This is a genomic window from Exiguobacterium sp. SH1S21 (genome assembly GCF_004337175.1).
Lineage (GTDB): Bacteria > Bacillota > Bacilli > Exiguobacteriales > Exiguobacteriaceae > Exiguobacterium > Exiguobacterium aurantiacum_A.
This window is the reverse complement of sequence record NZ_SJUY01000011.1, coordinates 26,717-37,140: the sequence shown is the minus strand read 5'-3', so window position 1 is coordinate 37,140 and position 10,424 is coordinate 26,717. Positions and strand designations below refer to the sequence as shown.

The window sequence follows — 10,424 nt, the reverse complement described above, 5'->3', positions numbered from 1 at the left end:
CTCCTCTTCAATAATCCGATTAGATTAGCCGTTGTTGATGCCGAGTTCGCGTTCACGAAGAATCGTTTTAGCACGCGCAATCGACTTGCGTACTTCACGGATACGAGCAGGATTCTCAAGCTGACCTGTAGCTAATTGGAAACGAAGGTTAAAGAGTTCTTCTTTCCATTCGCCTACTTTACCGTTGAGCTCTTCATTAGTTGATTGACGGAGATCAGTTGCTTTCATTCGTATCACCACCATTTTCTTCACGTTTCACGAACTTACATTTTACTGGAAGTTTGTGCGCTGCAAGACGAAGTGCCTCACGTGCGACTTCCTCAGATACACCCGCGATTTCGAACATTACTTTACCAGGCTTAACTACAGCTACCCAGCCTTCTGGAGCACCTTTACCCGAACCCATTCGAACTTCGAGAGGCTTTTTAGTGTACGGCTTGTGTGGGAAGATCTTGATCCACACTTTACCGCCACGTTTCATATAACGTGTCATTGCGATACGTGCTGATTCGATTTGACGGTTTGTGATCCAGCTCGCTTCGAGCGATTGGAGACCGAATTCACCGAAATGTACTGTTGTGCCGCGTTTTGCATTTCCGCGCATTTTACCACGGTGTACACGACGATATTTCACGCGTTTAGGTAACAACATAGTGTGTTGCCTCCTTCCTGAAAGAGTGTTTATTATTTAGTGTTTTTTGTTGGAAGAACTTCTCCGTGGTAAAGCCATACTTTAATTCCGATTTTACCATAAGTTGTGTCAGCTTCAGCTGTTCCGTAGTCGATGTCGGCACGGATTGTATGAAGCGGAACTGATCCTTCTGAGTACTTCTCTGAACGAGCGATATCAGCGCCACCAAGACGACCAGAAACTTCTGTTTTGATCCCTTTGATGCCAGTGCGCATCGAACGTTGAATTGACTGTTTCATTGCACGACGGAATGACACACGGCCTTCCAATTGACGAGCGATGTTTTCAGCAACAAGCTTAGCGACTGCATCCGCGTTTTTCACTTCAACAACGTTGATGTGAACACGTTTGCCTTCAGCAAGCTTTGTGATATTTTTACGGAGTGACTCGATTTCCGAACCACCTTTACCGATGACCATACCTGGTTTCGCAGTGTGAAGCGAAATGTTTACGCGGTTTGCAGCGCGTTCGATTTCAACTTTAGCCACACTAGCATCCTTCATTTTGTTTTCGATGTATTCACGAATAACGTAGTCTTCATGAAGGAGATCTGCGTAGTCTTTCTCAGCGTACCAACGCGAATCCCAGTCTTTGATAACACCAACGCGAAAACCGTGCGGATTTACCTTTTGACCCACTACATATCCCTCCTTATTTCTCAGTTACCACGATGTGAATGTGGCTTGTGCGTTTGTTAATACGACTTGCGCGACCCATCGCACGTGGGCGGAAGCGTTTGAGTGTTGGACCTTCGTTGACGAAAATTTCAGATACAACAAGGTTCTCAATGTTCATATCGTAGTTGTGCTCTGCGTTAGCAATCGCTGACTTCAATACTTTTTCAACGATTGGCGACGCTGCCTTGTTCGTGTGAGCAAGGACAGAGAGCGCTTCGCCGACTTGTTTCCCGCGAATTAAGTCTACAACGAGACGTGCTTTGCGAGGAGCAAGACGGACCATATTAGCTGATGCTTTAGCTTGCATGGATTTGACCTCCCCTCAGATTACCGTTTCGTTTTCTTGTCTGATCCGTGACCTTTATACGTGCGTGTTGGAGCGAATTCACCAAGTTTGTGACCGACCATGTCTTCTGTCACGAATACTGGTACGTGTTTACGACCATCGTGTACACCGAACGTGTGACCCATGAATTCTGGGAAGATTGTCGAGCGACGTGACCAAGTTTTGATGACTTGCTTCTCACCAGATTCGTTAAGTTTGTCAACTTTAGCGAGCAAATGGTGATCTGCGAATGGACCTTTTTTCAAGCTGCGACCCATGATAGAACCTCCCTTTGGAATGATTCGGGAACGGCTCTTTCGAACCGCCCAAGAATCATGTGATAATTATTTCTTACGACGACGAAGGATGTACATGTCGCTCGATTTGTTTTTCTTACGAGTTTTGTAACCAAGAGCTGGTTTACCCCAAGGAGTAAGTGGGCCCGAACGACCGATTGGCGCACGACCTTCACCACCACCGTGTGGGTGATCAACTGGGTTCATTACAGAACCACGTACTGTTGGGCGTTTGCCTAACCAACGTGAACGTCCTGCTTTACCGATGTTTACAAGTTCGTGTTCTTCGTTACCAACTGAACCGATTGTAGCGCGGCAAGTGCCGAGGAACAAGCGTGATTCACCTGATTGAAGACGAACGATGACGTACTTGCCGTCACGTCCTTGGATTTGTGCCGATGCACCAGCCGCACGAACAAGCTGACCGCCTTTACCAGGCTTAAGCTCGATGTTGTGGATAGTAGTACCGACAGGGATGTTTACGAGTGGAAGAGCGTTCCCCACTTTGATATCCGCTTCAGGACCAGACATGATTTCCATGCCTACTTTGATGCCCTTAGGAGCGAGGATGTAACGTTTCTCACCATCTGCATAGTTGATGAGGGCGATGTTAGCTGAACGGTTTGGATCGTATTCGATCGTAGCAACGCGTCCGATGATAGCATCTTTGTTACGTTTGAAATCGATGATACGGTATTTACGTTTGTGCCCGCCACCTTGGTGACGTACAGTCAAACGACCTTGGTTGTTACGACCGCCTTTTTTCGAAAGCTTTTCAGTTAACGATTTCTCAGGACGGTTCGTTGTGATCTCTGCAAAGTCGAGAGATGTCATGTTACGGCGACCGTTAGTGGTCGGCTTAAACTTTTTAATCGCCATCGAGGATTCCCTCCTTTTCTTCTAAGGTAGTAAATTAACCGAGGAAGTCGATTGTGTTGCCTTCAGCAAGAGTTACGATCGCTTTTTTACGACGCGATGTGTAACCAGAGTGACGACCGACACGTTTCGCTTTCGGTTTAATGTTCATTGTGTTTACCGAAGCAACTTTCACGTTGAAGATTGTTTCGATAGCGTGCTTCACTTGTGATTTAGTCGCTTTAACGTCGATCTCGAAAACGTATTTGTTAGCTTCCATGAGGCTAACTGAACGCTCAGTGATGATAGGACGTTTGATGATATCGTATGCTTGAGCCATTATGCAAGCACCTCCTCTACCTTCGCAACCGCATCTTTAGTGAAGATGACTTTGTCGTTAGCAACGAGGTCAAGAACGTTAACGCCTGCTGCCTCGATTACAGTCACTCCTGGGATGTTACGAGCTGCGAGAGCGATAGTCTCATTGTAGTCCGCTGTGACTACAAGAGCCTTACGTTCTACTGATAGGCCAAGAAGTACTGCGACCATATCTTTTGTTTTTGGTGCATCGAAAGCAAGGCCTTCGAGGACGATCATTTCGTTGTTTTGTACTTTTGACGACAAAGCCGAGAGAAGTGCAAGACGACGAACTTTTTTAGGAAGCTTGTAAGAGTATGAACGTGGAGTTGGACCGAAGACTGTTCCACCACCAACCCATTGTGGTGAGCGGATCGAACCTTGGCGCGCACGACCAGTTCCCTTTTGTTTCCATGGTTTACGGCCGCCACCGCGTACTTCCGAGCGACCTTTCGTATCGTGAGTACCTTGACGGCGTGATGCTTGTTGCATGACGATCGCGTCATAAAGTACTGATTCGTTTGGCTCGATACCGAAAATGGCTTCAGCCAATTCGATTTCGCCAACTTGTGAACCTGTTTGGTTTAGCAAAGCTACTTTAGGCATTCGTAATTCCTCCTTTCCGTGCAGTTAATTAGTTACCTTTGACAGCTGTCTTGATGATGACGTTCGATTTACGAGCGCCTGGGATTGCGCCTTTAACGAGTACAAGGCCGCGTTCCACGTCAACTTTGACAATTTCAAGGTTTTGAATCGTTTTACGCTCGCCACCCATTTGACCAGGAAGAAGCTTCCCTTTAAATACGCGGTTAGGAGCTACAGGACCCATTGAACCAGGACGACGGTGGTAACGCGAACCGTGGGACATTGGTCCACGTGATTGTCCGTGACGCTTAATCGCACCTTGGAATCCTTTACCTTTTGAAGTACCTGTTACGTCCACTAATTCACCTGCAGCGAAAATGTCCGCCTTGATCTCTTGACCGATTTCGTATCCTTCTACTGAAGTACGAATTTCTTTCATGAAGCGCTTAGGTGTCGCACTTGCTTTCGCAGCGTGACCTTTTGCCGGTTTGTTTTGACGTGATTCTTTGATGTCTCCGAAACCGAGTTGAACTGCTTCGTAACCGTCTGTTTCAAGTGTTTTAACTTGAAGCACGACGTTTCCTTCGACAGCAACTACTGTTACCGGTACGACTTCGCCTGCTTCGTTGAAGATTTGAGTCATACCAAGTTTTGTTCCTAAGATTCCTTTAGCCATGAGATACACCTCCTGTTTAATAATTATTGTCTCTTCTGGCTAGTATCTACTATATGAAGAATTAAAGTTTGATTTCGATGTCAACACCTGATGGTAATTCGAGACGCATAAGCGCATCAACCGTTTTTGGTGTTGGGTTAACGATGTCGATCAAGCGTTTGTGTGTACGCATTTCGAACTGTTCACGAGCATCTTTATACTTGTGGACCGCACGAAGGATCGTGTAGATCGATTTGTCAGTTGGAAGCGGGATTGGACCCGAGACCTTCGCACCTGAACGTTTCGCAGTTTCAACGATTTTCTCAGCTGATTGATCGAGAACGCGATGGTCGTATGCTTTTAAGCGAATACGGATTTTTTCATTTGCCATGTAAGTTTCCCTCCTTTGTCGCCTACTTTTAAAAATAGACAGTTCTCAGCGGAAATTTCCACACCGGCCATGGCAAAGCTGCCTGGCGTGTCATAACCTCCCGCTTCATCGCAGCGTGCTTGTGTCAGCAGAGGCATCCGATCATTGCAAATCAACGATAGGACACATTTTCTGCTGTAAAGTCTCTCACCACTCGCACAAACACTTAATCATTATATCGAATCTGCAAAACAAAAGCAAGATTTGATTTTTTTCGATCGTGCCGGATGTCTGATGAGTTGTTCAACGTTCACTAATGTAACAAGATTCGAACCCTTTTGCAAGTTCTTTTCCTTCTTTTGTTGAACTATTTTTCAAAAGAAGGCCCATGCCAACTCTTCCTAGCGTTTCATACACTCTTTAAACTGCTCAGTCACGGCTTCGACGACCGATGCCGGAGCTCGTTTCAAACATGTTTGCACAATCGAGTTGTTGAACGGGTGCGTCATAAAGTATTCGTGCAGCTTGTCGACTCTCTCTTCCCGCCCCATCACTGAATAGAGGACGACCCACTCTTCAAGATGCATCCAACTCTCGTCCGGTTCAATGTAAGGATGCGTATAAATCCCGTCCGTGCAACGCATCCGAAAACTAGCAATCACGTCGATGTCTTGTCCTTCAAACGTGTATTCGCCAAAGTACGTCGTCATATACTCGTCGTGCGGACCAGACTCTTCTTTTTTTCCGGCACGGCTGAGCACACGGTCAATCGTCTCGAACTGGTCAGGCTCAACGAACAAATCTAAGTCACGCGCCGTCTCGACGATCCCGTGATGCTTGAGTAAACTTGACCCACCAAAGCGGCAGGCAACGCCGTTCAACCGGCAAAGCGTCTCCATTTGCTTTTCCATCATCGATTCTCCTTCCTGCAATCCTATCTCCTATCCTATCACTTCGTTTCAAAAAACAAAAAAGCAGCCCGCAAATGCGGACTGCTTAAGACATCGATTACTCGATGATTTCTGTTACCGAACCAGCACCTACAGTACGGCCACCCTCACGGATTGAGAAACGTGTTCCGTCTTCGATCGCGATTGTAGAAATCAATTCGATCGTCAACTCGATGTTGTCTCCTGGCATTACCATTTCAGTACCTTCTGGAAGGTGAACGATACCTGTTACGTCAGTTGTACGGAAGTAGAACTGCGGACGGTAGTTCGCGAAGAATGGCGTGTGACGGCCACCCTCTTCTTTAGAAAGAACGTAGATTGAAGCTTTGAATTTAGAGTGCGGAGTGATTGTACCTGGTTTAGCAAGTACTTGTCCACGCTCGATGTCTTCACGTGATACACCACGGAGAAGAGCACCGATGTTGTCGCCAGCTTCTGCATAGTCAAGAAGTTTACGGAACATCTCTACACCAGTACATACAGTTTTCTTAGTTTCTTCTGTAAGACCAACGATTTCAACTTCGTCGTTGACGCGGAGAATACCACGCTCAACACGACCAGTCGCTACAGTACCGCGACCAGTGATTGAGAATACGTCCTCAACTGGCATCATGAAGTCTTTGTCCGTGTCACGAACAGGCTCAGGGATGTACTCATCAACTGCGTTCATGAGTTCCATGATTTTTTCTTCCCATTGTGGTTCGCCGTTAAGCGCGCCAAGAGCTGAACCTTTGATTACAGGGAGGTCGTCGCCTGGGAAGTCATATTCAGAAAGAAGTTCACGGATTTCCATCTCAACGAGTTCGAGAAGCTCTTCGTCGTCAACCATGTCAACTTTGTTCATGAATACTACGATGAAAGGAACACCTACTTGACGTGAAAGAAGAATGTGCTCACGTGTTTGTGGCATTGGGCCATCTGTTGCCGAAACAACGAGGATAGCGCCGTCCATTTGTGCAGCACCAGTGATCATGTTTTTAACATAGTCAGCGTGACCTGGGCAGTCAACGTGTGCGTAGTGGCGTTTTTCAGTTTCGTACTCGATGTGAGCTGTTGCGATTGTGATACCGCGCTCGCGCTCTTCTGGAGCACCATCGATTGCGTCAAACTTTGTAGCTGTTTTCCCTTGTGCTTTTGAAAGTACAGCTGAAATCGCTGCAGTCAAAGTTGTTTTACCGTGGTCGACGTGGCCAATTGTACCAACGTTAACGTGCGGTTTAGAACGGTCGAATTTTTCTTTACCCATTCTAGATTCCTCCTCTATAGACAATTAATTTTTATTTAACTAGGAAGACGTAGGCTACTTTTAACATACGTCCTCCTTAGCTTACAACAATCATTTCAGCGTTACAACCGTTATTAGCCGTTCGCTTTTTTGATGATTTCTTCTGCAATTGACTTCGGTACTTCTTCATAGTGGTCGAAGTGCATCGAGTACGTTCCACGTCCTTGCGTACGTGAACGGAGTGACGTTGCATATCCGAACATTTCTGAAAGTGGAACCATTGCTTTAACGACTTGTGCGTTACCGCGAGCTTCCATACCTTCTACGCGTCCACGGCGTGACGTGACGTCACCCATGATGTCTCCCAAGTATTCTTCTGGGATGACAACTTCAACACGCATCATTGGCTCAAGGATGACAGCTTTCGCTTGTTCCTTAAGTTGTTTGACCGCCATCGAAGCAGCAACTTTAAACGCCATCTCGTTCGAGTCGACATCGTGGTACGATCCGAAGACGAGGGCAGCTTTAACGTCAACTACTGGGTAACCAGCGAGGATACCGTTTTCGAGAGCTTCTTGAATACCGTTTTGAACAGCCGGTACGTATTCACGTGGAACAACACCACCGACGATCTTGTTCTCAAATTCGAATCCAGCACCTTCTACGTTCGGTTCGAATTCAACGACAACGTGACCGTACTGACCGCGTCCACCCGACTGACGTACGAATTTCGAATCGATCTTCGCAGCGCTACGGATTGTCTCACGGTAAGCAACTTGTGGTGCACCGACGTTTGCTTCGACTTTGAATTCGCGACGCATACGGTCAACGAGGATATCAAGGTGAAGCTCACCCATACCAGAGATGATCGTTTGACCAGTCTCTTGGTTTGTTTCAGTGCGGAAAGTTGGATCCTCTTCTGCGAGTTTCGCGAGGGCTTGACCCATCTTGTCTTGGTCTGCTTTCGATTTAGGTTCGATCGCGACCGAGATAACCGGTTCTGGGAATGTCATTGACTCGAGAACGACGTTGTCTTTCTCTGAGCAAAGTGTGTCACCAGTCGTTGTATCTTTAAGACCAACAGCAGCGGCGATGTCACCAGCAAATACCATTGGAATTTCTTCACGGCTGTTTGCATGCATTTGAAGGATACGACCGAGACGCTCGCGCTTCCCTTTAGTCGAGTTCTTCACATACGAACCAGCTTGTGCTGTACCAGAGTACACACGGAAGAATGTCAATTTACCGACGTAAGGGTCAGTCATGACTTTGAACGCAAGTGCCGAGAACGGCGCTTCGTCAGAAGGTTCACGCGTGATTTCTTCTTCTGTATCGAGGTTGATCCCTTTGATTGACTCAACATCAACTGGTGATGGGAGGTAATCAACAACAGCGTCCAACATTAATTGAACACCTTTGTTTTTGAAGGCCGAACCGACAAGTACAGGGTAGAATTCAACGCTAAGTGTTGCTTGACGAATACCAGCTTTGAGTTCTTCGATTGAGATCTCTTCGCCTTCGAGGTATTTCATCATCAAATCTTCGTTGTAATCTGCAACGCCTTCGATCAAGCGACCGCGAAGTTCTTCAGCTTGGTCAGCCATATCAGCTGGGAAGCCTTCTGTTACTTCGATGTCAGTACCGAGGTCGTTCGAGTACATGTATGTCTTTCTTTCAACGAGGTCGATGATTCCTTTGAATTCATCTTCTGCGCCGATTGGAAGTTGGATTGGGTGTGCGTTAGCGTGTAAACGCTCGTGAAGTGTTTTCACCGAGTACAAGAAGTCCGCACCGATCTTATCCATCTTGTTGACGAATACGACACGTGGAACACCGTATGTCGTCGCTTGACGCCATACAGTTTCTGTTTGTGGTTCAACACCTGACTGAGCGTCAAGTACAGCAACTGCGCCATCAAGTACACGGAGTGAACGTTCAACTTCAACTGTGAAGTCTACGTGTCCAGGTGTATCGATGATGTTTACACGGTGGCCATTCCACTGTGCAGTCGTCGCTGCAGAAGTGATCGTGATTCCACGCTCTTGCTCCTGCTCCATCCAGTCCATTTGTGAAGCTCCTTCATGAGTTTCACCAATCTTGTGGATACGACCTGTGTAATAAAGAATACGTTCAGTTGTAGTCGTTTTACCGGCATCGATGTGAGCCATGATCCCGATGTTACGAGTATTCTTTAGGGAGAATTCTCTTGCCATACTGGGTATTCTCCTTCCGCATGTGTTTTTCGTGTGCTGGCACACGATATGATTATACCCGAAAGCCACTCCATTAAGCCACCGCTTGGTGACGTGGAGTGGTCTTTACGTTTAACTTACCAACGATAGTGAGCAAACGCTTTGTTCGCTTCTGCCATCTTATGCATGTCTTCGCGTCTCTTAACAGAAGCACCAGTGTTATTGGCTGCATCCATGATTTCATTCGCGATACGTTGCTCCATCGTCTTCTCGTTGCGGAGACGAGCGTAGTTCACGAGGTAACGAAGACCAAGTGTCGTACGGCGTTCTGGACGAACTTCAACAGGAACTTGGTAGTTTGCTCCACCTACACGGCGAGCTTTAACTTCAAGTACAGGCATGATGTTTGTCATTGCTTCTTCGAACACTTCCATAGGCTCTTTGCCTGAGCGTTCAGCGATGAGACCAAATGCGTTGTAAATGATAGTTTGAGCTGTACCTTTTTTACCGTCTAACATGACACGGTTAATGAGGCGAGTTACCAATTTCGAGTTGTAGATCGGATCTGCGATAACGTCACGACGTTCTGCACGGTTTTTACGCATCCGAGTACCCTCCTTTCAAAATTTCAGTAGTTTAGTTTGCGAGAATTACTTCTTCGCAGCTTTCGGACGTTTCGTACCGTATTTAGAACGGCCTTGCATACGTCCGTCCACACCTGCAGTGTCAAGTGCACCACGAACGATGTGGTAACGTACTCCTGGTAAGTCTTTTACACGTCCTCCGCGGATAAGAACAACGCTGTGCTCTTGAAGGTTGTGGCCAATACCTGGAATGTACGCAGTCACTTCGATTTGGTTAGTCAAACGAACACGGGCATACTTACGTAAAGCCGAGTTCGGTTTCTTCGGAGTCATTGTACCAACACGTGTACAAACACCACGTTTTTGTGGTGAGCTCACGTTTGTTTGTGACTTGATGAAACTGTTGTAACCTTTGTTAAGTGCTGGAGAGTCAGATTTAACGACTTTCGATTTGCGTCCTTTACGGACTAACTGGTTGATAGTAGGCATCTTTGAAGATCCTCCCTTCCTGAATTATGCTATTTTCTAGACCCACCGACCCGGGTGGTTCATTTAAGGTCATAACGAAACGCTTTTACGAGGCGTAGGCATTCCATGACCTCGCAAAAACGTGAGTTATACCTTGAAAGTGGCAATAATAGCAGCCAAACCTTTCCGTAGAA

15 protein-coding genes are annotated in these 10,424 nt (G+C 46.7%); all 15 read right to left on the bottom strand.

Annotated elements, in window-relative coordinates; all coding sequences use genetic code 11:
* Positions 1-24: 24 nt before the first annotated feature.
* The 15 genes from rpmC to rpsL all read right to left on the bottom strand — a co-directional run bounded on the left by rpmC (position 25) and on the right by rpsL (position 10,251).
* A complete protein-coding gene (gene rpmC / locus EVJ24_RS13490) occupies positions 25-228 on the bottom strand; it encodes a 50S ribosomal protein L29 (RefSeq protein ID WP_016508900.1) in 204 nt (67 codons plus the stop codon).
* Positions 215-652: a 50S ribosomal protein L16 gene (rplP, locus tag EVJ24_RS13485; RefSeq protein WP_016508922.1), complete on the bottom strand. Its 438-nt coding sequence runs from the start codon at positions 650-652 to the stop codon at positions 215-217. The genes rpmC and rplP overlap by 14 nt, the downstream gene beginning before the upstream one ends.
* 32 nt (positions 653-684) lie before the next feature.
* Complete coding sequence (gene rpsC, locus EVJ24_RS13480) at positions 685-1,329, bottom strand: 30S ribosomal protein S3 (protein WP_035386108.1); 645 nt, start codon at positions 1,327-1,329, stop codon at positions 685-687.
* A gap of 13 nt (positions 1,330-1,342) precedes the next feature.
* On the bottom strand, positions 1,343-1,675 hold the full coding sequence (rplV, locus tag EVJ24_RS13475; protein WP_021066609.1) for a 50S ribosomal protein L22: 333 nt from the start codon (positions 1,673-1,675) through the stop codon (positions 1,343-1,345).
* Between the two features lie 20 nt (positions 1,676-1,695).
* Positions 1,696-1,971: a 30S ribosomal protein S19 gene (gene rpsS, locus EVJ24_RS13470; RefSeq protein ID WP_012727673.1), complete on the bottom strand. Its 276-nt coding sequence runs from the start codon at positions 1,969-1,971 to the stop codon at positions 1,696-1,698.
* A gap of 66 nt (positions 1,972-2,037) precedes the next feature.
* A complete protein-coding gene (rplB, locus tag EVJ24_RS13465; RefSeq protein ID WP_070329243.1) occupies positions 2,038-2,868 on the bottom strand; it encodes a 50S ribosomal protein L2 in 831 nt (276 codons plus the stop codon).
* A gap of 34 nt (positions 2,869-2,902) precedes the next feature.
* Positions 2,903-3,184, bottom strand: a complete 282-nt coding sequence (gene rplW, locus EVJ24_RS13460; protein ID WP_071398658.1) for a 50S ribosomal protein L23 — start codon at positions 3,182-3,184, stop codon at positions 2,903-2,905.
* Complete coding sequence (gene rplD, locus EVJ24_RS13455; RefSeq protein ID WP_016508943.1) at positions 3,184-3,807, bottom strand: 50S ribosomal protein L4; 624 nt, start codon at positions 3,805-3,807, stop codon at positions 3,184-3,186. Before rplD ends, rplW begins: the two co-directional genes overlap by 1 nt.
* Positions 3,808-3,835: 28 nt before the next feature.
* On the bottom strand, positions 3,836-4,462 hold the full coding sequence (rplC, locus tag EVJ24_RS13450) for a 50S ribosomal protein L3 (RefSeq protein WP_016508913.1): 627 nt from the start codon (positions 4,460-4,462) through the stop codon (positions 3,836-3,838).
* Between the two features lie 61 nt (positions 4,463-4,523).
* Positions 4,524-4,832: a 30S ribosomal protein S10 gene (gene rpsJ, locus EVJ24_RS13445; RefSeq protein WP_016508894.1), complete on the bottom strand. Its 309-nt coding sequence runs from the start codon at positions 4,830-4,832 to the stop codon at positions 4,524-4,526.
* 380 nt (positions 4,833-5,212) lie between these two features.
* Positions 5,213-5,722, bottom strand: a complete 510-nt coding sequence (locus tag EVJ24_RS13440) for a hypothetical protein (protein ID WP_131441635.1) — start codon at positions 5,720-5,722, stop codon at positions 5,213-5,215.
* 97 nt (positions 5,723-5,819) lie between these two features.
* On the bottom strand, positions 5,820-7,007 hold the full coding sequence (tuf, locus tag EVJ24_RS13435) for an elongation factor Tu (protein ID WP_131441634.1): 1,188 nt from the start codon (positions 7,005-7,007) through the stop codon (positions 5,820-5,822).
* A 113-nt stretch (positions 7,008-7,120) separates the two neighbouring features.
* A complete protein-coding gene (fusA, locus tag EVJ24_RS13430; protein ID WP_071398660.1) occupies positions 7,121-9,199 on the bottom strand; it encodes an elongation factor G in 2,079 nt (692 codons plus the stop codon).
* Between the two features lie 116 nt (positions 9,200-9,315).
* Complete coding sequence (rpsG, locus tag EVJ24_RS13425) at positions 9,316-9,783, bottom strand: 30S ribosomal protein S7 (RefSeq protein WP_016508928.1); 468 nt, start codon at positions 9,781-9,783, stop codon at positions 9,316-9,318.
* A 45-nt stretch (positions 9,784-9,828) separates the two neighbouring features.
* On the bottom strand, positions 9,829-10,251 hold the full coding sequence (gene rpsL / locus EVJ24_RS13420; RefSeq protein ID WP_012727683.1) for a 30S ribosomal protein S12: 423 nt from the start codon (positions 10,249-10,251) through the stop codon (positions 9,829-9,831).
* Positions 10,252-10,424: the final 173 nt, after the last annotated feature.

What these genes read in the sequence shown, in the direction of transcription:
- rpsL (WP_012727683.1), bottom strand. Translation starts at nt 10,251, where the DNA reads ATGCCTACTATCAACCAGTTAGTCCGTAAAGGACGCAAATCGAAAGTC.
- rpsS (WP_012727673.1), bottom strand. Translation starts at nt 1,971, where the DNA reads ATGGGTCGCAGCTTGAAAAAAGGTCCATTCGCAGATCACCATTTGCTC.
- rpsG (WP_016508928.1), bottom strand. Translation starts at nt 9,783, where the DNA reads ATGCGTAAAAACCGTGCAGAACGTCGTGACGTTATCGCAGATCCGATC.
- rplP (WP_016508922.1), bottom strand. Translation starts at nt 652, where the DNA reads ATGTTGTTACCTAAACGCGTGAAATATCGTCGTGTACACCGTGGTAAA.
- fusA (WP_071398660.1), bottom strand. Translation starts at nt 9,199, where the DNA reads ATGGCAAGAGAATTCTCCCTAAAGAATACTCGTAACATCGGGATCATG.
- rplV (WP_021066609.1), bottom strand. Translation starts at nt 1,675, where the DNA reads ATGCAAGCTAAAGCATCAGCTAATATGGTCCGTCTTGCTCCTCGCAAA.
- rplD (WP_016508943.1), bottom strand. Translation starts at nt 3,807, where the DNA reads ATGCCTAAAGTAGCTTTGCTAAACCAAACAGGTTCACAAGTTGGCGAA.
- rplB (WP_070329243.1), bottom strand. Translation starts at nt 2,868, where the DNA reads ATGGCGATTAAAAAGTTTAAGCCGACCACTAACGGTCGCCGTAACATG.
- EVJ24_RS13440 (WP_131441635.1), bottom strand. Translation starts at nt 5,722, where the DNA reads ATGGAAAAGCAAATGGAGACGCTTTGCCGGTTGAACGGCGTTGCCTGC.
- rplC (WP_016508913.1), bottom strand. Translation starts at nt 4,462, where the DNA reads ATGGCTAAAGGAATCTTAGGAACAAAACTTGGTATGACTCAAATCTTC.
- rpsJ (WP_016508894.1), bottom strand. Translation starts at nt 4,832, where the DNA reads ATGGCAAATGAAAAAATCCGTATTCGCTTAAAAGCATACGACCATCGC.
- tuf (WP_131441634.1), bottom strand. Translation starts at nt 7,007, where the DNA reads ATGGGTAAAGAAAAATTCGACCGTTCTAAACCGCACGTTAACGTTGGT.
- rpmC (WP_016508900.1), bottom strand. Translation starts at nt 228, where the DNA reads ATGAAAGCAACTGATCTCCGTCAATCAACTAATGAAGAGCTCAACGGT.
- rplW (WP_071398658.1), bottom strand. Translation starts at nt 3,184, where the DNA reads ATGGCTCAAGCATACGATATCATCAAACGTCCTATCATCACTGAGCGT.